This window comes from Streptomyces sp. TLI_105 (assembly GCF_900105415.1).
Classification (GTDB): domain Bacteria; phylum Actinomycetota; class Actinomycetes; order Streptomycetales; family Streptomycetaceae; genus Streptomyces.
This window is the reverse complement of record NZ_FNSM01000001.1, coordinates 5,243,339-5,262,471: the sequence shown is the minus strand read 5'-3', so window position 1 is coordinate 5,262,471 and position 19,133 is coordinate 5,243,339. Positions and strand designations below refer to the sequence as shown.

Sequence of the window (19,133 nt, the reverse complement as noted above, 5' to 3'; positions counted from 1 at the left end):
CACCCTCTCCCAGGCCCGGATCCGACCAGCCCTCGAAGGAAGATTGCATGTCCCGCACCAACACATCTCCTGGTGGCGTCCACATACGTCCCCTCGACCCCTTGAAGGACGCCGAGCTGATCCACCCCTGGGTCACCCACCCCAAGGCCGCCTTCTGGATGATGCAGGACGCGAAGCTCCAGGACGTCGAGCGCGAGTACATGGCGATCGCCGCGAACCCGCACCACGACGCCTTCATCGGCCTCGTCGACGGCGAGCCCGCCTTCCTGATGGAGCGGTACGACCCCTCTCGGGTCGAGCTGGTCGGGCTGTACGAGGCGCGGCCCGGCGACGTCGGGATGCACTTCCTCGTCGCGCCCACCGACACCCCCGTGCACGGCTTCACCCGGACCGTGATCACCGCCGTGATGACGGAGCTGTTCGCCGACCCGGCGACCGCCCGCGTGGTCGTCGAGCCCGACGTCCGCAACAAGGCCGTCCACGCGCTCAACGAGGCCGTCGGCTTCGTGCCCGAGCGCGAGATACAGAAGCCCGAGAAGAAGGCCCTGCTGAGCTTCTGCACCCGCGCCCAGTTCGAGACCGCCGTCGGAGCCGCCCTGTGAACCCCGTCGCACACCTCACCCCCGAGCGCTGGGCCGCCGCCAACCGCGCCCTGATCCGCAAGGGCCTCGCCGAGTTCGCCCACGAGCGGCTGCTCCACCCCAAGGAGCTGGGCGAGAGCCGCTACCAGGTCCTCAGCGACGACGGCGCGACCGAGTACCGCTTCACCGCCGACCGCTTCGCGCTCGACCACTGGCAGGTCTACCCGGACTCGATCAGCCGCCACCGGGGCGACGAACAGCTCCCCCTGGACGCTCTGCAGTTCGTCACCGAGCTGCGCGGCTCCCTCGGCCTGAGCGACGAGATCCTCCCGGTCTACCTGGAGGAGATCTCCTCCACCCTGGCCGGCACGGCCTACAAGTCGACCAAGCCGCCCGTGGCCTCCGCCGAACTGGCCCGCGCCGGCTTCCAGGCGATCGAGACCGGGATGACCGAGGGCCACCCCTGCTTCGTCGCCAACAACGGCCGGCTGGGCTTCGGCGTCGACGAGTACCGGGCGTACGCCCCGGAGGCCGCGAGCGGGATCCGGCTGATCTGGCTGGCCGCGCGCCGCGACCGGGCCACCTTCACGGCCGGGGCGGACATCTCGTACGAGGCGTTCATCCGCGCCGAGCTCGGCGACGCGACGGTGGACGGCTTCGCCGCGACCCTCACCGAGCGCGGTCTCGACCCGGCCGACTACCTCCTCATGCCGGCCCACCCCTGGCAGTGGTGGAACAAGCTGTCCGTCACCTTCGCCGCCGAGGTGGCGCAGCAGCGCCTGGTGTACCTGGGCGAGGGCGACGACACCTACCTGGCGCAGCAGTCGATCCGCACCTTCTTCAACGCCTCGGACCCGACGAAGCACTACGTCAAAACAGCCCTGTCCGTCCTCAACATGGGCTTCATGCGGGGCCTGTCGGCCGCGTACATGGAGGCCACGCCGGCGATCAACGACTGGCTGCACGGTCTGGTCGAGGCGGACGCCACGCTGAAGGCGGCGCGGTTCTCGATCATCCGCGAGCGGGCGGCGGTCGGCTACCGGCACCTGGAGTACGAGGCCGCCACCGACCGCTACTCCCCCTACCGCAAGATGCTGGCCGCGCTCTGGCGCGAGTCCCCGGTGCCGTCCCTCGCCGAGGGCGAGCGCCTGGCGACGATGGCCTCCCTCCTCCACCTGGACCACGCGGGCGCGTCCTTCGCGGGCGCGCTGGTCAAGGAGTCGGGCCTGAGGCCGAGGGAGTGGCTCCGGAAGTACCTGGACGCGTACCTCCTCCCGATCCTGCACTGCTTCTACGCGTACGACCTGGTCTACATGCCGCACGGCGAGAACGTGATCCTGGTCCTGGACGAGCGGGGGGCGGTCGAGCGGGCGGTCTTCAAGGACATCGCGGAGGAGATCTGCGTGATGGACCCGGCGGCGGTCCTCCCGCCGGCGGTGGAGCGCGTCCGTGCCGAGGTCCCGGAGGACATGAAGCTCCTCTCGGTCTTCACGGACGTCTTCGACTGCTTCTTCCGCTTCCTGGGCGCGACCCTGGCGGCGGAGGGCGTCCTCGACGAGGACGACTTCTGGCGCACGGTCGCGGAGTGCGTGCGCGCCTACCAGGAGTCGAAGCCGGAACTGGCGGAGAGGTTCGCGCGGTACGACATGTTCGCGCAGACCTTCGCCCTCTCCGCCCTCAACCGCCTCCAGCTCCGCAACAACAGGCAGATGGTCGACCTGGCGGACCCGTCGGCGGCCCTCCAGCTGGTCGGCGACCTGGTGAACCCGATCGCCCGGTTCGCCTGAGCCCTCCCGAGACCGACACGGGCCCCGGCGGAGTACGGTCCTCCGCCGGGGCCCGTCGTCCTGCCCGCTACTCGGCGGGCCAGGGCACCTCCGGCGAGCGGTACCAGGTGATGCCCAGCGCGTCGAAGCGCGGGGCCTGCTCGGCGAGGCGTTCCTTGTAGGTGTCCCAGTCGTGGGCGGCCGCCGGGGACCAGCCGAGTTCGGCGATGCCCGGGAGGCGCGGGAAGGCCATGACGTCGAGGTCGCCGGTGGAGGCGAGGGTCTCGGTCCACAGCGGGGCCTCGACGCCCCGGACGGCGTCCTCGGGGGCGCCGGGGAGGTACGTGGCGGGGTTCCAGTCGTACGACCTGCGGACCTCGACGTATCCGGCCCAGGCGAGGCCGAGCGGGGTGTCCTTGGTGTACTTCATGTCGAGGTAGGTGCGGTCGGCGGGCGAGAGGATCAGGCCCGTGCCGTTGCGGGCGGCCGCGGCGACCCTCTCCTTCTCCTCGGCGGGGGTGCGGTCGAGGCCCCAGTACTGGACGAGGGCGCCCTCGGCGGGGGTGGCGCCGGTCAGCTGGTGCCAGCCGACGACGGTCTTGCCGTACTTGGCGACGACCGGCTGCACCTTGTCCATGAAGGTCACGTAGTCGGCGTGGCTGGTGGAGTGGGCCTCGTCGCCGCCGATGTGGAGGTAGCGGCCGGGGGTGAGGGCGGCGATCTCCCGGACGACGTCGTCGACGAAGTCGTACGTGACGGGCTTGGGGACGCACAGGGAGCTGAAGCCGACCTTGGTGCCGGTGTAGAGGGGCGGGGCGACGCCGTCGCAGGTGAGCTCGGCGTAGGAGGCGAGGGCCGCGTTGGTGTGGCCGGGCATGTCGATCTCGGGGATCACCTCCTGGTAGCGGGAGGCGGCGTACTCCACGATCTCGCGGTACTGCGCCTTGGTGTAGAAGCCGCCGGTGCCGCCGCCGACCTCGGTGGAGCCGCCGTGGGTGGTGAGGCGGGGCCAGGAGTCGACGGCGATGCGCCAGCCCTGGTCGTCGGAGAGGTGCAGGTGGAGGGTGTTGACCTTGTAGAGGGCGAGCTGGTCGATGTACCGCTTCACCTCGTCGACGGTGAAGAAGTGGCGGGCGACGTCGAGCATGGCGCCCCGGTAGGCGTAGCGCGGGGTGTCGGTGACGGTGCCGCCGGCGATCTTCCAGGGGCCCGGCTGGACGCTCTTCCGTTCGACGGCGGAGGGGAGCTGCTGGCGCAGGGTCTGGACGCCGCGGAAGAGGCCGGCGGGTTCGCGGGCGGTGAGGGTGAGGCCGTCGGGCGCGGAGCGGAGCCGGTAGCCCTCGTCGCCGAGGCCGGTCTCGTCGGGGTCGAGGCGGAGCCGGATGCCGTGGCCGGCGGCGCGGTCGTCGACGACGGGGAGCGGGAAGCCGGTGGCGGGGCGGAGGAGTCCGGCGAGGTAGCGGCCGAGGGCCTGGGACTCGCCGGAGCTCGCGTCGACGCCGATGCGGGTGGCGGCGGTGAGGGTGTAGGGCTCGCCCTCGGGGGTGACGGAGGCCGGTACGGGCACGATGCGGCCGAGCGGGCGGACCTCGGGTTCGGCGGCGGCGCTCCCGGGTGCCTTGCCGTCGGTGGCGTCGGTGTCGGCGGCGGCCTCTCCGCAGCCGACGCCGGCGGTCGCGAACAGGAGCAGGGATCCGATCAGGCGCGGAATCGTCAGGCGCTGTCTCACAGGCGGGCTCCCCTTCGGGTGATCGACACGTCCGTCGTTCTGTATATCCCCTCGGTCGCCCTGCGTACCGCCGCCCCTGTCCGGGTTCAAGGTCTGGACCAAGAGGCCGAAAGAGGGGATGGATCGCGCTCCTCCTGCCCGAATTCGGGCAAGATTCTTGCGAAGGGCCCCGGCGACCCCTCAGTATGCACGGGTGCTCGAACGCCGCCCGTCGCACGACGACCTCATCGACCACCTGGTCCGCAGCACCGCGCTCCAGCGCGGTGAGGCCGCCCGGGTGGTGCTCGACGTGCTGGCGTACTTCGACGAGACGACCGAGGAGTTCGTCCGCCGCCGTCACCGCGAACTGCAGTCCGGCGGCGCCGTGAACGCCGAGATCTTCGAACGGATCGCGGCGGAGCTGCCGCACCGGGCGGTGGCGCCACCGGAGCTCTCGCTCCGACAGTTGCGCCGCATCGTCTACGGCTGAGCAGCACTCATCACCAACCTGGAGGGGTTTCACCTTTATGTGCGGAATTGTCGGTTACATCGGTAAGCGCGACGTCGCCCCGCTGCTGCTGGAAGGCCTGGCACGGCTCGAGTACCGGGGCTACGACTCGGCCGGCATGGTCGTCACCAGCCCGAAGGCCTCCGGCCTGAAGATGGTGAAGGCCAAGGGCCGCGTCCGCGACCTGGAGGCCAAGGTCCCCAAGCGCTTCACCGGCACCACCGGCATCGCCCACACCCGCTGGGCCACGCACGGCGCCCCGAGCGACATCAACTCGCACCCGCACCTGGACCCCGAGAACAAGGTCGCGGTCGTCCACAACGGCATCGTCGACAACGCCCAGGAGCTCCGCGCCAAGCTGGAGGCCGACGGCGTCGTCTTCGCCTCCGAGACGGACACCGAGGTCATCACCCACCTCATCGCCCGCTCCCAGGCCGAGACGCTGGAGGAGAAGGTCCGCGAGGCCCTCAAGGTCATCGAGGGCACCTACGGCATCGCCGTCATGCACGCCGACTTCAACGACCGCATCGTGGTGGCCCGCAACGGCTCCCCGGTCATCCTCGGCATCGGCGAGAAGGAGATGCTCGTCGCCTCCGACGTCGCCGCCCTGATCGCCCACACCCGCCAGGTCGTCACCCTGAACGACGGCGAGATGGCCACCCTCAAGGCCGACGACTTCCGCACCTACACGGTCTCCGGCGCCTCCACCACGGCCACCCCCGAGACCGTCGAGTGGGAGGCCGCCTCCTACGACATGGGCGGCCACGACACGTACATGCACAAGGAGATCTCCGAGCAGCCCGACGCGGTCGACCGCGTGCTGCGCGGCCGGATCGACGACCGCTTCTCCACCGTGCACCTGGGCGGCCTGAACCTCGACGCCCGCGAGGCCCGCACCATCCGCCGCATCAAGATCCTCGGCTGCGGCACCTCGTACCACGCCGGCCTCATCGGCGCCGGGCTCATCGAGTCCATGGCCCGCATCCCCGCCGACGCCGAGCCGGCCTCGGAGTTCCGCTACCGCAACCCGGTCGTGGACCCCGACACCCTCTACATCGCCGTCTCCCAGTCCGGTGAGACCTACGACGTGCTCGCGGCCGTCCAGGAGCTCAAGCGGAAGGGCGCCCGCGTCCTCGGCGTCGTCAACGTCGTCGGCTCCGCCATCGCCCGCGAGGCCGACGGCGGCGTGTACGTCCACGCCGGCCCCGAGGTCTGCGTCGTCTCCACCAAGTGCTTCACCAACACGGTCACCGCCTTCGCGCTGCTCGCCCTGCACCTGGGCCGCATCCGCGACCTGTCCGTCACCGACGGCAAGCGGATCATCGAGGGCCTGCGCAAGCTGCCCTCGCAGATCGAGGAGATCCTCAAGACCGAGGAGCAGATCAAGGAGATCGCCGCGGAGTACGCCGGCGCCCAGTCGATGATGTTCATCGGCCGTGTGCGCGGCTATCCCGTCGCCCTGGAGGCCTCCCTCAAGCTGAAGGAGATCTCCTACATCCACGCCGAGGCGTACCCGGCCTCCGAGCTGAAGCACGGCCCGCTCGCCCTCATCGAGCCGGCCCTGCCGACCGTCGCGATCGTCCCCGACGACGACCTGCTGGAGAAGAACCGCGCCGCCCTGGAGGAGATCAAGGCCCGCAGCGGCCGCATCCTCGCGGTCGCGCACCAGCCGCAGGCGAAGGCCGACCACACCATCGTCGTCCCGAAGAACGAGGACGAGCTGGACCCGATCCTGATGGGCATCCCGCTCCAGCTCCTCGCCTACCACACGGCGCTCGCCATGGGCCGTGACATCGACAAGCCGCGCAACCTGGCGAAGTCCGTCACCGTCGAGTAGGTCTCCACGCCGTCGCGGCCGAGGCGCGGCGCCGGGCCTGTCCCCCGCCGCCGCGCCCCTCCGGGCCTGTCCCCCGGAGCCTCGGCCGGACACGCAGCGGTCCCCGTGCACACACCTCCCGTGCACGGGGACCGCTGTACTTCCGGACGTTCCGGCCCTCAGCCCGCGGCCGGGGCACCGCCCGCCGCACGGCGCAGGGCCGTCGGCCAGCCGGCGACCGCGGCCGTGGCGCCGTACCAGGCGACCAGACCCGCGACGGCGGCGACCCAGCCGCCCGCCTTGCCGAGGCCGCCGTTGTCGACGAGGGTGCCGATGCCGAGCAGCAGCAGCGCGACGAACAGCAGCCCGTACACGCCCTGTCCGAAGAGTCCGCTGCCCGCGGAGGCCATGGTCAGCGTGAGCGCGAGGAGCGCCCACAGGAGCAGGAAGAGGCCCATGGCGTCGGCCGAGGCGTGCCCGCCGGCTCCGCTGCCCCAGGTGAACCAGAAGGCGCCGAGCGCCGCGTACGCCGTGCCTTCGCCCTTGTCGCCCGCGCGCAGGGCGAGCAGTCCGACGAGGAAGAGCGTCACGCCGCCGACCCAGGTGGCGAGACCGGCGGCATCCGCTGCCGCGACGTTGTCGATGACACCGGTTCCGCCCAGGCCGAAGGCCAGCAGGGTCAGTCCGAGTGCCAGGTGGCCGAGCGTGGAGGTGGTGTTTCCCGCGGCGACTTCGTTGTTCACGGCGGGCTCCCTTCAGGTGTGCAGTTGTCCTGCGTGAGCTGCTGCGTTCCGTGACCTTTATGTACCCTTCACAAGCACACAATTCACCTGAGGAAGGCCGAATTTATGGCCGGATGACGGCAGTTGAGGGAGTGACCTGACGGGCCGTACGAAACGGGAGGAGTCCGCGGGCGCGTTACGGGATGACGATGACGGGCCGCTGGGCGCGGCGCGCGAGGCGGCCGGCGACCGAGCCGAAGATCCGGCCGACGATCCCGTGCGTGGAGCCGACCACGATCGCGTCGGCCGAGTACTCCCGGCCGACCTCCTCCAGCTCGTGGCAGATGTCCCCGCCGCGCTCGACCAGGATCCACGGCACCTCGGAGAGGTGCTCGGCGCAGGCCAGTTCCAGGCCGAGGACCTCGGTGCGGTGGTCCGGCACGTCGACGAAGACCGGGGGCTCGCAGCCGGCCCACACCGTGGTGGGCAGCCGGTTGGCCACGTGCACGATGATCAGGCCCGATCCGGAGCGGCGGGCCATGCCGATGGCGTACGCGAGGGCGCGCTCACTGGACGTGGAGCCGTCGAAGCCGACGACCACCCCGTGCCGGAAGGCCGGGTCGCAGGCATGACGTGGCTGTTCTACCGCGAGGGGGTCGACCGTGGAGTCGGCGACGCGCTTGCGGTCCGCGGGTTCGGGGAATTCGTGACCGGCCATCGGTGTCTCGGCGAAGAGGGTCCTCGTGGGAAGGGACGGGGAAAAGGGGGGACGAACGACGGGTGACGGCGGAGCTGTGTCCGGGAATCATCTTCCCAAGCCCATACCCCCAAGGGTACGGCGACACTCCTCTCCTGCCCAGAGCCCGCCGTGCCACTCCCGGCGTGCCCGCCGCTCGCGCGCGGCGTTCCAGGGAGCATGCACGAGGGGTTCGCGATCTGGCAATGCCGGATGTGCCCTACAGGCGTCCGTACGGGGGCCAAACGGACGTCGCCGAGAGTGACCGGAAGGTTCCGCTCCTCGTTGCCACAGGTCCGGCCCGCCGTCGCCGAGGATCCGCCCCTCCGTCGTCACGGATCAACCCACCGTCACCACAGACCCGGCCCACCTCCACCCTTCACCGCAGAACCGTCCCACCGTCGCAGGGAGACCGCCCGTGCCCGCACCATCGACCGCCGTCGGCCAGACCTCCGCCACCCCCGCCGCCCCCGCCCCCTCCCTCGGCTCGCCCCGTTCCCGGCGCCGGGCGCCCGCCCTCCCCCCGACCGCCGGCGCGGACCCGGAGCCGGGAACGGGAAAGGGAACGGCGATGGGCGCGGGCGCGGCGGAGCAGGCCGGTGACGTCGTCCGCTGGGCGGTCTTCTGCTGCGTGCTGGTCCCCGTGGTGCTCGTCGTCTACGGCACCTCGCTCGGCGGGGCCGCCGGGACCGCGCTCGGGCTCGTCTCGGTGACGGCGGCCTGCCGGCTGCTGCTGCGCCGCTCGGAACGCGGACTGCGGTCCGAGACGGTCCGGCCGGGGCGCCGGCACTAGCCTCCGAGGGGCCCGGAGCCGGCTCCACCCCCCTTCGAGTTGACAGGTTCGTACACCCGACCCCATATGTTTTCAGCCAACTTGAGGTCGACGGCGCGTCCTTGGCGGAACGGTTGGCCAAGCCCGGTGCCGAGGGCCGCGGAAGCCTTGCCCCAGGGGCCCGCACCCCCCGCGTACGGGGGCGTTCGCCACCCCGCCCCTTCCCCTGGCGGCCGTCGGACGCAAGACTTCGCGATCGATCGCTTCACGCCAAGTTGCCTTGTCGACAATCCACCGGATGGAGAACTTGTCACGCCGGCGCCACGGGACACAGTAGATTCGATCATGGGTACCGAAGACTGGGGTCTCGTGCAAAACCGAGGGGAAACGTGCAGGAGCGACACGACCAGGGAGACGCGAACACCGAGGGGGGCTTAGCGTCATGAGCCAGGACTCCGCCGCACCGGAGGTCGCACGGAAGCTGTCCGGGCGCCGCCGTCGCGAAGTCGTCGCGGTGCTGCTGTTCAGCGGCGGCCCCATCTTCGAGAGCTCCATCCCGCTCTCCGTGTTCGGCATCGACCGGCAGGACGCCGGAGTGCCCCGTTACCGGCTGCTCGTCTGCGCCGGCGAGGAGGGCCCGCTGCGGACCACCGGCGGGCTCGAACTCACCGCGCCGTACGGCCTGGAGGCCATCGGCCGGGCGGGCACCGTCGTCGTCCCGGCCTGGCGGTCGATCACCTCGCCGCCGCCGCCGGAGGCGCTCGAAGCGCTGCGCCGCGCGCACGAGGAGGGGGCCAGGATCGTCGGGCTGTGCACCGGGGCGTTCGTCCTGGCCGCGGCCGGACTGCTCGACGGCCGCCCGGCGACCACGCACTGGATGTACGCGCCGACGCTCGCCAAGCGCTATCCGTCGGTCCACGTGGACCCGCGGGAGCTCTTCGTCGACGACGGGGACGTGCTGACCTCCGCCGGCACCGCGGCCGGAATCGATCTGTGTCTGCACATCGTGCGGACCGACCACGGCACCGAGGCCGCGGGCGCGCTGGCGCGCCGGCTGGTCGTCCCGCCGCGGCGCAGCGGCGGTCAGGAGCGCTACCTCGACAGGTCTTTACCAGAGGAGATCGGCGCCGACCCGCTGGCCGAGGTCGTCGCCTGGGCGCTGGAGCACCTCCACGAGCAGTTCGACGTGGAGACGCTCGCCGCGCGCGCCTACATGTCACGGCGGACCTTCGACCGCCGGTTCCGCTCGCTGACGGGGTCCGCCCCGCTCCAGTGGCTGATCACCCAGCGGGTGCTGCAGGCGCAGCGGCTGCTCGAGACCTCCGACTACTCGGTCGACGAGGTCGCGGGCCGGTGCGGCTTCCGCTCCCCGGTGGCGCTGCGCGGCCACTTCCGGCGCCAGCTCGGCTCCTCGCCGGCCGCCTACCGCGCGGCGTACCGCGCCCGGCGGCCGCAGGGCGAGGCCGGCACGGCGGTGCTCGAAGCGGCGGTGCCGGCCCAGGGCTCGGCGGGGCTCCGCAGGCCGCTGGAACCGGGCAAGCCGCAGTCGGACGTGTACGCCTCCGGCCGCCCGGCCCTGCCGGGCCAGCGCAGCGCGCCGTAACAGGACCGCCGCCGCCACAAGCGGCGCGACGCAGGACCGACGGGCCCTCGGGGACACCTCCCCCGGGGGCCCGTCGGCCCGCCGGGAGCGGTTTCGAAGGCCCACGGGCCCGGACCGATCGGCTGGACACGCCCTAAGGTAGGACGCATGAACGATCGCATGGTGTGGATCGACTGCGAGATGACCGGGCTCTCGCTGACGGACGACGCACTCATCGAGGTGGCCGCGCTGGTCACCGACTCGGAACTGAACGTGCTCGGCGACGGGGTGGACATCGTGATCCGCCCGCCGGACGCGGCCCTGGAGACCATGCCCGAGATCGTGCGCCAGATGCACACGGCCTCGGGGCTGCTCGACGCGCTCGCCGGCGGCACCACGCTCGCCGACGCGGAGGCCCAGGTCCTCGCGTACATCCGCGAACACGTCAAGGAACCGGGCAAGGCGCCGCTGTGCGGGAACTCGGTCTCCACGGACCGCGGCTTCCTCGCGCGCGACATGCCCGCCCTGGAGAGCCATCTGCACTACCGGATCGTCGATGTCTCCTCGGTCAAGGAGCTGGCCCGCCGCTGGTACCCGAGGGCGTACTTCAACAGTCCGGAGAAGAACGGCAACCACCGGGCGCTCGCCGACATCCGCGAGTCCATCGCGGAGCTGCGCTACTACCGCGAGGCGGTCTTCGTCCCGCAGCCCGGCCCGGACTCGGAGACCGCGAAGAAGATCGCGGCCCGTCACGTCCTGCCCGCGGAGTGACCGTCCGCTCGCGCCCCCGGAAGCCCCGGGAGACCCCCTCGGGAAACGGTGGCGCGAGCACCCTCCAGAACCCTGTAGACTTCTTCTCGGCCGGTCGGGGAAACCTTCGGGAAAACCGCCGGTCGTGGTGGGTATAGCTCAGCTGGTAGAGCACCTGGTTGTGGTCCAGGATGTCGCGGGTTCGAGTCCCGTTACTCACCCTGATGGTTCAGGCCCCGGTTCGAAAGAACCGGGGCCTGAGTCGTTCTCATGCGCAGTTGAAGGCCGTCGGGGGCGGGTTGGTGCCCGTCCAGGTGCCGATGAAGCCGAAGGAGACGGCGGCCCCGGGGACGACGGTGCCGTTCCAGTCGGCGTTCCGAGCGGTGACGGCGGTGCCGGTCCGGGTGGGGGCGGCGCTCGCGGGGGCCGCCCCCGCGAGGAGGCCCGCGCCGAGGGCGAGCCCCGCGAGCGGAGGGCGCGTTCTGCGCATGGACATCCCGTCGAAGAGTGGATGGGAGCGCTCCCGCCATGGGGGGTCTGTCGGAACACGGTCAAGGTCCGGGAAGCGTCGAAGACGTTCGACGGCACGAGGGGGACGCACCCTCCCCGTACGGCCGGGAAAGGGGGCGCCCCTCCCCCGTACGCCCGGGAAAGGGTGCGCGCCCCGGTCGGCGGTGGGGTGGTTCCGGCCGGGGCGCGCGGTGTGGGGGACTCGGGAGTCCGGCTACCTGTAGGTGCCGAAGGCCTTCGTGAAGGCCAGCGGCTGCTGGAGGATCGAGGAGCAGGTGGGGTCGGCGTAGGTCACGGCGCCGGCCGCGCACTGCTTGTCACGGGCCGAGGACCACATCGAGAGCCGGCCGATCCCCTTGGACCTCGCGAAGTCGACGAGCTGGGTGGCGTCCTCCACCGTGAAGACCTCGGAGGCGACGTCGTTGACGCCGATCATCGGGGTGACCGCGACGGCCTTCCAGGCGGCCGCGTCGGAGAGGCCGAGGACGCCCTTGATCTGGGCCTGGGTCGCGGTCGCGGCCTGGACGGCGTACGTGCCCATGTCGGCGCTGTACGCCGGCCCGTAGTCCATCGCCATGATGTTGACGGCGTCGACGCGGACCCCGTTCCGCTTGGCGTCGGCCAGCAGGTCCACGCCCGGCTGGGTCAGGCCCTCGGGCATGACCGGCAGGGTGAAGGAGACGTCCAGGCCCGGGTGGGACTTCTGGAGCTGGGCGATCGCCTGCGAGCGGCGGGTGTTGGCGGCGGTGTCCGGGAGGGCCGCGCCCTCGATGTCGAAGTCGAGCTTGGTGAGCCGGTACTGGTCGACGACCTTGCCGTAAGCGGCGGCGAGCGCCGAGGAGGTCGAGCAGTTCAGGGCCAGCTCGTGGCCGGCGGCACCGCCGAAGGAGACGCGGACGTCGCCGCCCTTGGCGCGCAGGGCGCCGATCTGAGCCGCCACCTTGTCGTTCGCGAGGTCGGTGACGCCGCCCCACAGCGGGGCGCAGGAGCCGCCGGAGGTGATGAAGGCGAGGTTGAACTCCTTCACGCCGGTGGCGTCGGCGGTCGCGAGCAGGTCGTACGCCGGGTAGAGCGAGGTGTCGACGTACGGGGCGTACTTGGCTCCCGCGGCGGGTGCGCCGGTCGTGGTGGGCGTGGGCGTGGGCTGCGCGGTCGTCGTGGCGGTGGGCTTCGGGCTCGTGGTGGCGGTGGCGGTCGGCGTGGGCTTCACCGTCGCGGTGGCCGTCGGCTTGGGGGAGGCCGTCGCGGTGGGCTGCTCGGTGGGGCGGCCGCTCGGGGTGGGGGTGGCGCCTCCGGCGGAGCAGGCGGCCTTGTTGACGAGGCAGCCGGTGGGGTCGCCGGCCCGGCCGGTGGCCGAGGTGACGAAGCCGACGGTGACGGACCGGCCGGGCTCCAGCTGCCTGTTCCAGCTCGCGGGCTTCACGGTGACGTGGTTGCCGGAGACGGTGTGCTCGCCGTTCCACAGGGAGCCGATGGTGGTGCCTGCCGGGAGGTCGAACTCCAGGGTCCAGTCGGACTGGGTGGTGGTCGTCTCGTTGGTGACGACGTACTGGCCGGTGTAGCCGCCGGTCCAGGAGCTGGTCCGGGTGTAGGCGGCGCCGACGGCGGCGGCCTGGGCGGTGCCGGTGAGCGCGAAGGCCGCGCCTCCGGCGACGGCGGCCGCGACGACCGCTCCGACGACCTTGGTCCGGGTGCTCGTCCTGCGCCGGTGCGAACTGCTGCCCATCGCGTGCCTGCCTCTGCGTGCCGGGGGTGGGGGTGGGGTGCGGCAGCACGCTAGCGCCGGAAAAACGGACAATTGCCGCCCCTGGCGCCGTCGTCGGGATTCTTAGGCTCCGCTTAAGGGAGGCATCGGAACCAGAAAAGGTTCACGCCCGGCGGGTCCCCGAGGCCCTGCGCCGGCGGGCGGGCCGGTGGCCGCGCCGGCCCGTGCCGTCGCCCGTGCGCCGACCGTCAAGGCCGACCCAGATCCGTACCTCCGTACCGCCGAGGACCGAGTGGCCGATGCGGACGTCGCCGCCGGTGGCCTCCGCCATCCGCCGCACGATGTCGAGGCCCAGGCCCGTGGAGCCGTCCCGGCCGCCGCTGTTGCCGCGGGCCAGGGCGGCGGCGGGGTCGGCGATGCCGGGGCCCGCGTCGGAGACGAGGACGATGACGGCGTCGTCCCCGTTGTGGACGTCGATGGAGAAGGCCGTGCCCTCGGGGGTGTGGCGGAAGACGTTGCCGAGCAGGGCGTCGAGGGCGGCGACGAGTTCGGGCCGGGCGACGGGGATGCGGACCGGGCGCTCGACGCCCGCGACCCGCACCCGGCGGCCCTCGTCCTCGGCGAGCGCCGACCAGAACTCCATCCGCTCGCGGACCACTTCGGCGGCGTCGCAGCCGGCGCCGGGTCCGGTCGCCTGGGTCTGCGGCTTCGCCTCGCGGGCCGTGCGGATGATGATGTCGACCTCGCGCTCCAGCTGTTCGACGGCCGCTCGGGTCTGCTCGGCGGCGGGCGAGGAGCCGAGCGAGGCCGTGTTGAGGCGGAGCACGGTGAGCGGGGTGCGGAGCCGGTGGGAGAGGTCGGCGGCCAGCTCCCGCTCGTTGGCGAGGAGCTGCACGACCTGGTCGGCCATCGAGTTGAAGGCGACGGCGGCCGACTTGAGTTCGGGCGGCCCCTCCTCGGGGACGCGTGCGCCGAGCCTGCCCTCGCCGAGGTCGTGGGCGGCGCCGGCGAGCCGCTGGGCGGGCCGGACCATGCGGACGCCGAGGCGGTCGGCGACGGCGACGGAGCCGACGACGAGGGCGATGCCGACGCCGGCGAGGACGAGCCAGGCGGTGGCGACGCCGTTGCTGACCTCGTCATCGGGGACGAAGAGTTCGACGACGGCGACCTGGCCGCTGCTGAGCGCGGTGGGCTGGAGCAGGGCGAAGCCGCCGGGGACCTCGGCGATGGAGGCGCGGCCGAGGCTGCGGGTGGCGGCGAGCTCCTGGGGGTCGGCGCGGCGGGTGCCGATCTCCAGGGCGGTGCCGCCGGGTCCGGGGGCGGGCACGTGGATCGCGAGCCGGCCGGCGGCTCCGTCCTCGGTGGTGGCGACGGCCTTGTCGAGTTCGTCGCGGTCGGTGGTGATCGCGAGGACGGGGGCGAGGCCGGCGGCCCGTCGTTCGGCGTTGGAGAAGGCCCGGTCGCGGGCCATCTCCTTGACGACGAGGCCGAGGGGGATGGCGAAGGCGAAGACGACCATGGCGGTGACGGCCAGGGACACCTTGACGAGCGCCCATCTCACGGCTGCGGCTCCCGGGGCGGCTCCAGCTTCACGCCGACCCCGCGCAGGGTGTGCAGATAGCGGGGTCGGGCGGCCGTTTCGCCCAACTTCCGGCGCAGCCACGACAGGTGGACGTCGATGGTCTGGTCGTCCCCGTACGACTGCTGCCAGACCTCGGCGAGCAGCTCCTTGCGCGGGACGACGACGCCGGGCCGCCCGGCGAGGAAGGCGAGCAGGTCGAACTCGCGCCGGGTCAGGTCCAACGGCGTCCCGTCGAGCTCCGCCTGACGGCGCAGCGGGTCGACGGTGAGCCCGCCGACGCGGAGGGCCCGGGAGGGCGGCAGCTCCCCGGCGGCCCGGGAGCGGCGCAGGACGGCGGCCATGCGGGCGGAGAGGTGGTCGACGGAGAAGGGCTTCACGAGGTAGTCGTCGGCCCCGGCGTGGAGGAGCCGTACGATCTCGGCCTCGTCGTCCCGGGCGGTCGCGATGATCACCGGGACGTCGGTGATCCCGCGCAGCATCTTGAGCGCCTCGGACCCGTCGAGATCGGGCAGACCGAGGTCCAGGATCACGACGTCGAAGCGGAAATGGGCGACCTCGCGCAGCGCCTCCAGAGCCGTGCCGACGCTCCGTACGGTGTGGGATTCCGCAGAAGACATGGACAGCTGCCGGATGAGGGCGGAGCGCACGAACTGGTCGTCCTCGACCACGAGCACACTTGCCATGGGCGGCACCGTACGCCATTCGGGTGAGGCCGCGAGCAAGGTCCACCCTCCGGTACGGACCTTTGTCCGGTGGTGCACTATGTCCCGGTGCGAAGAGGACTCGTTCACGCCCTGGCCTGGTCGCTCGCCACCGGCGCGGCGGTCACCCTGTCCTGGTGGGGGGTGCACACGGTGCTGTCCGGCACGGTGTACGACCCGCCCCGCGCACTGCCCCTCCCGGCCGGCCCCGCCATCGGAACGGCTGCCTCCGGGGGCGACCCGGGGAGCTCCTCCACCCGGCGGCCCGAGAGCGCCGAGCCCTCCGCGCCCGCCACCCCGACGTCCACGCCGAGCGAGGCCCGCACGCCCCCGGCCACCCCGTCCGCGACCCCCTCGCGCCGCCCGGACCCCACGACGCGGACGCCCGCCGCGCCGACCTCGGAACCGGCCTCCGGCACGGGATCCGGGTCGGACTCCGGCACGGGCTCCGGCGCGGGCGTGAAGACCTACACCGTGGACGGCGGCCGGGTCACCTTCGACCTCGGGGAGACCTCGGCGGAACTGGTCTCGGCGACGCCCGCGTCCGGCTGGCAGATGCAGGTGTGGAAGCAGCCGACCTGGATCCGGGTCACGTTCACCGAGGACGGCCGCGAGCTGTCGGTCTTCTGCGTGTGGCACGACAGCGCGCCCCGCGTGGAGATCGACGACCGGCAGACCTGAGTCTCAGCGGAAGGCGGACGCCGGGGGTACGGGCGAGGGCTTGGCGCTCGCGTCGGTGACGGGCGCCGCTCCCCCGGCGAAGTCGGCGAGGGCCCGGCCGTGCTCCACGCGCCCCGGGTGCGGATCGGTGGCGACCCGGCGGGTCAGTTCGGCCACCGGCAGCTCGCGGTCCGAGGCGAGCAGCACCGCGTTGCCGAAGCGGCGGCCGCGCAGGACCGTCGGGTCGGCGGTGAGCGCCAGTTCGGGGAAGACGGCGGCGGCGGTGGCGATCTGGCCGCGCAGATGGGTCAGGGGCGGGCCGTCGGCGAGGTTCGCCGCGTAGAAGCCGCCGGGCCTCAGCACCCGCCGTACCTCGGCGAGGAACTCGGTGCTGGTCAGGTGGGCCGGGGTGCGGGCCCCGCTGAACACGTCGGCGATGACGAGGTCGGCCCAGCCGTCCTGGACCTTGGCGAGACCGGCGCGGGCGTCGGTGGAGCGGACCCGGATGCGGGCCCCGGCGTCGAGGGGCAGTTCCCGGCGGACGAGCTGGACCAGGGGCGCGTCGAGCTCCACGATCTGCTGGGTGGAGCGGGGCCGGGTCGCGGCGACGTACCGGGCGAGGGTGAAGGCGCCGCCGCCGAGGTGGACGGCCTGGAGGGAACGGTTCGGCGGGGCGGCGAGGTCGGCGATGTGGCCGAGGCGCCGCTGGTACTCGAAGGTGAGGCGGGCCGGGTCGTCGAGGTCGACGTGCGACTGCGGTGCGCCGTCGATGAGCAGCGTCCAGCCGCGCGGGCGTTCCCGGTCGGGTATGAGTTCGGCGAGGCCGCCGTCGACGGTCTCGACGACGGGGACGGCCGCCGCCGCCCGGTCCCGCTGTTTGTTCCTGGCCACGGCCCCATTATCGGGGCACGGCCGACAAGACACCCCCCAGCGGCTCAGTGGCAGCCGTCGGCCGCCTCGATGAGCCGGGCCGCCTCGCCGAGCGCCTCGCGCAGGACGGCGGGGTCGGTGACGGGGTCGGTGTCGCCCGGGGGCAGCAGCCAGCCGGCGGGGCGGGGCGCGTCGCCCGCCGGTTCGGGGAGCTCCGGCAGCTCGGGGAGGCGCAGGCCCCGCCCCGAGGTGCGCGTACAGGCGCTGCCCGGCAGGTCCCAGGCGGCGGCGGTGCCGGGCGGCACCAGGAAGCCGAGGGTGTCGCAGGCGCCGTCGTGGACGACCGGTCCGACGGCGGGGGCGGCGGCGCGGCGCAGGATGTCCACGGCCTCCAGGCCCTGGCGGACCGGGACGGTCACCAGGTCCCAGGGTCCGGCGACGGGCCGGGGCCCGTCGGCCTCCGGCGCGGGGGCGTGACGTGTGACGTCCGGGGCGGGTACGTGGTGTGCGGCCTCCGGGGTGGACACGTGCCGCGTGGCCGCCTGCGAACCGATCTCCGTCATGGGGACCCCTCCTCGCTCCGAAGGAGACACGTTCCGTCTCCCCATTACGGTTCAACGCCCGTGCGCGTCAACGGCTACGGCGGGATGCCGCCGCAAAGGATGGCAGTTCATGGCAGATCGCAGGCGAGATATCCGATTTGTAGCCAAACTCAGCGTACGCATCCGGTCACAGCAGGTACGTTCTTGCCGCCGGAAACCCGGCAGCACCAGGAGAGGGCTCGGCCATGGCGATGTCACGGGCAGTTCCCAATCTCGCCTTCCGTCGGCTCCGCGGACAGCACTCGCCGGCGGAGTTCGCCGCGGCGGTCCGCCGGGCGGCACGGGAGATCGGCGAACAGGTCGCGTGCGACGCCCGCTACATCGGGCGCGTGGAGGCGGGCGAGATCCGCTGCCCCAACTACGCGTACGAGCGGGTCTTCCTGCACATGTTCCCCGGTCTGAGCCTCTCCGACCTGGGGTTCTCCGCGCGGGAGACGGTGCGCGGCCGGCGGCAGGCCGTCCCGGCCGGGGCAGCGCCTCCCGACGCCATCACCACCCGGAACGATGAGGAGAGCGACGTGCTGCGTCGCGCATTCATGACGAGCGGCTCCGCCACCCTGGCGGCCGCCTCGCTGGGACTCGGCGGCCCCGCCGTCGCGATCCCCTCCCCCCGCGGCACCCACCGGATCGGCGAGACCGAGGTGCGGGCCGTCGAGGACGCCGTGCGGCGGATCCGACTGCTCGACGACCGGCACGGCGCCGACGGGCTCTACAAGGTGGCCGCCCAGCCGCTCCGTACCGCGTACGCGCTCCTCGACGCCGGCACCATGACCCGCCGCTCCACCGAGGACCGGCTGCACGCGGGCGCGGGCGAGCTCTCCCTCTCCGTCGGCTGGCTGGCCCACGACTCGGGCCGGCACGAGGACGCGCGCTCGCACTACGCGGAGGCGCTGGCCACCGCGCGCGTGGCGGGGAACGCGGCCCTGGAGGCGCACGCCTTCTGCAACACCTCGTTCCTGGCCCGGGACACCGGCCGCTACCGCGAGGCGGTCCGGGCGGCCCAGGCGGGCCTGCGGGCCGCGCAGCCGCTGGACTCGGCCCGGCTGCTCTCGCTGCTGTCGCTGCGGGAGGCGGGCGGGTGGGCGGGGCTCGGCGACCGCTCCGCCTGCGAGCAGGCCCTCGGCCGCGCGCACCAGCACTTCGAGCGGGGCCCGGCCGAGGGCGACCCCGAGTGGATGTCCTTCTTCGGCGAGCCGGAGCGGGAGGCGCTGGAGGCCGGGTGCTGGTCGGCGCTCGGCGAGTGGGGCCGGGCGGCGCGCCACGCCCACCGGGCGGTGGTCCTGCAGAACCCGCACTTCGCCCGGAACCTCGCGCTCTACCGGGCCCACCTCGCCAAGGACCTGGCGCACGCCGGCCGCCGGGACGAGGCGGCGGCGGAGGCGCGGCGCGTCGTGGACTCCCTCGACGGCATCGCCTCGGCCCGGATCCGCGACCTGCTCTCGGAGACCAGCCGGGTCCTGGCCGGCACGTACTGACGCCGGGCGCGTACTGACGCCGGGCGCGCGTCCCGACGCCGCGCGCGTACCGACGCCGGGCGCGCGTACCGACGCCGGGCGCGCGTA

At 72.8% G+C, this 19,133-nt stretch carries 18 protein-coding genes and 1 tRNA gene; 10 read left to right on the top strand and 9 right to left on the bottom strand.

From position 1 onward, the window contains the following. The first annotated feature begins 47 nt into the window (after positions 1-47). A complete protein-coding gene (locus BLW86_RS24115; protein WP_093875972.1) occupies positions 48-602 on the top strand; it encodes a GNAT family N-acetyltransferase in 555 nt (184 codons plus the stop codon). After that, entirely contained in the window at positions 599-2,368 is a 1,770-nt protein-coding gene (locus tag BLW86_RS24110; RefSeq protein ID WP_093875971.1) for an IucA/IucC family protein, read from the top strand. The genes BLW86_RS24115 and BLW86_RS24110 overlap by 4 nt, the downstream gene beginning before the upstream one ends. A 67-nt stretch (positions 2,369-2,435) precedes the next feature. On the opposite strand, the gene BLW86_RS24105 is transcribed toward BLW86_RS24110, so the two are convergent. Continuing rightward, positions 2,436-4,076 (bottom strand): beta-N-acetylhexosaminidase, encoded by a 1,641-nt coding sequence (locus BLW86_RS24105; protein ID WP_093875970.1) that lies wholly within the window; start codon positions 4,074-4,076, stop codon positions 2,436-2,438. A gap of 193 nt (positions 4,077-4,269) precedes the next feature. Between BLW86_RS24105 and BLW86_RS24100 the strand changes: the two genes are divergently transcribed. Both BLW86_RS24100 and glmS read left to right on the top strand, forming a co-directional pair. Continuing rightward, the gene (locus tag BLW86_RS24100; protein ID WP_030210307.1) at positions 4,270-4,545 is read left to right on the top strand and encodes a hypothetical protein; all 276 of its coding nucleotides are present in this window, start codon (positions 4,270-4,272) and stop codon (positions 4,543-4,545) included. Between the two features lie 37 nt (positions 4,546-4,582). Continuing rightward, complete coding sequence (gene glmS / locus BLW86_RS24095) at positions 4,583-6,400, top strand: glutamine--fructose-6-phosphate transaminase (isomerizing) (protein WP_093875969.1); 1,818 nt, start codon at positions 4,583-4,585, stop codon at positions 6,398-6,400. Between the two features lie 158 nt (positions 6,401-6,558). Here glmS and BLW86_RS24090 read toward each other — a convergent pair whose 3' ends face one another. Then, positions 6,559-7,122: a GPR1/FUN34/YaaH family transporter gene (locus BLW86_RS24090; protein ID WP_093875968.1), complete on the bottom strand. Its 564-nt coding sequence runs from the start codon at positions 7,120-7,122 to the stop codon at positions 6,559-6,561. 175 nt (positions 7,123-7,297) lie between these two features. Further along, positions 7,298-7,819 (bottom strand): universal stress protein, encoded by a 522-nt coding sequence (locus BLW86_RS24085; RefSeq protein ID WP_015033782.1) that lies wholly within the window; start codon positions 7,817-7,819, stop codon positions 7,298-7,300. 436 nt (positions 7,820-8,255) lie between these two features. Here BLW86_RS24085 and BLW86_RS43280 point away from each other — a divergent pair, with 436 nt between their 5' ends. From BLW86_RS43280 to BLW86_RS24065, 4 genes are all read left to right on the top strand, one after another. After that, positions 8,256-8,630 (top strand): hypothetical protein, encoded by a 375-nt coding sequence (locus BLW86_RS43280; protein ID WP_256341408.1) that lies wholly within the window; start codon positions 8,256-8,258, stop codon positions 8,628-8,630. 421 nt (positions 8,631-9,051) lie between these two features. Further along, positions 9,052-10,212: a helix-turn-helix domain-containing protein gene (locus BLW86_RS24075; RefSeq protein ID WP_093875967.1), complete on the top strand. Its 1,161-nt coding sequence runs from the start codon at positions 9,052-9,054 to the stop codon at positions 10,210-10,212. A gap of 147 nt (positions 10,213-10,359) precedes the next feature. Beyond that, positions 10,360-10,962, top strand: a complete 603-nt coding sequence (gene orn, locus BLW86_RS24070; RefSeq protein WP_093875966.1) for an oligoribonuclease — start codon at positions 10,360-10,362, stop codon at positions 10,960-10,962. A 127-nt stretch (positions 10,963-11,089) separates the two neighbouring features. Next, positions 11,090-11,162: transfer RNA gene (locus BLW86_RS24065), tRNA-His, on the top strand. Positions 11,163-11,209: 47 nt separating this feature from the next. Here BLW86_RS24065 and BLW86_RS24060 read toward each other — a convergent pair. From BLW86_RS24060 to BLW86_RS24045, 4 genes are all read right to left on the bottom strand, one after another. Next, complete coding sequence (locus tag BLW86_RS24060; protein ID WP_256341407.1) at positions 11,210-11,431, bottom strand: cellulose binding domain-containing protein; 222 nt, start codon at positions 11,429-11,431, stop codon at positions 11,210-11,212. Between the two features lie 234 nt (positions 11,432-11,665). Further along, positions 11,666-13,177 (bottom strand): glycoside hydrolase family 18 protein, encoded by a 1,512-nt coding sequence (locus BLW86_RS24055; RefSeq protein ID WP_093875964.1) that lies wholly within the window; start codon positions 13,175-13,177, stop codon positions 11,666-11,668. A gap of 142 nt (positions 13,178-13,319) precedes the next feature. Beyond that, positions 13,320-14,717 carry a sensor histidine kinase gene (locus BLW86_RS24050; RefSeq protein WP_093875963.1) on the bottom strand — a complete coding sequence of 466 codons (1,398 nt, stop codon included), beginning with the start codon at positions 14,715-14,717 and terminating at the stop codon, positions 13,320-13,322. Next, positions 14,714-15,421 carry a response regulator transcription factor gene (locus BLW86_RS24045; RefSeq protein ID WP_177181737.1) on the bottom strand — a complete coding sequence of 236 codons (708 nt, stop codon included), beginning with the start codon at positions 15,419-15,421 and terminating at the stop codon, positions 14,714-14,716. Before BLW86_RS24045 ends, BLW86_RS24050 begins: the two co-directional genes overlap by 4 nt. Before the next feature lie 87 nt (positions 15,422-15,508). Here BLW86_RS24045 and BLW86_RS24040 point away from each other — a divergent pair, with 87 nt between their 5' ends. After that, a complete protein-coding gene (locus tag BLW86_RS24040; RefSeq protein WP_177181736.1) occupies positions 15,509-16,120 on the top strand; it encodes a superantigen-like protein SSL4 in 612 nt (203 codons plus the stop codon). A gap of 3 nt (positions 16,121-16,123) precedes the next feature. Here the strand turns inward: BLW86_RS24040 and BLW86_RS24035 are convergent, their stop codons facing one another. Both BLW86_RS24035 and BLW86_RS24030 read right to left on the bottom strand, forming a co-directional pair. After that, entirely contained in the window at positions 16,124-16,990 is an 867-nt protein-coding gene (locus BLW86_RS24035; RefSeq protein WP_093875960.1) for a spermidine synthase, read from the bottom strand. A 44-nt stretch (positions 16,991-17,034) separates the two neighbouring features. Continuing rightward, complete coding sequence (locus BLW86_RS24030) at positions 17,035-17,532, bottom strand: hypothetical protein (protein WP_093875959.1); 498 nt, start codon at positions 17,530-17,532, stop codon at positions 17,035-17,037. Between the two features lie 224 nt (positions 17,533-17,756). On the opposite strand from BLW86_RS24030, the gene BLW86_RS24025 reads away from it, so the two are divergent. After that, positions 17,757-19,046 (top strand): NsdA family TPR-like regulatory protein, encoded by a 1,290-nt coding sequence (locus tag BLW86_RS24025; RefSeq protein ID WP_093875958.1) that lies wholly within the window; start codon positions 17,757-17,759, stop codon positions 19,044-19,046. The last annotated feature ends 87 nt before the right edge of the window (positions 19,047-19,133 follow it).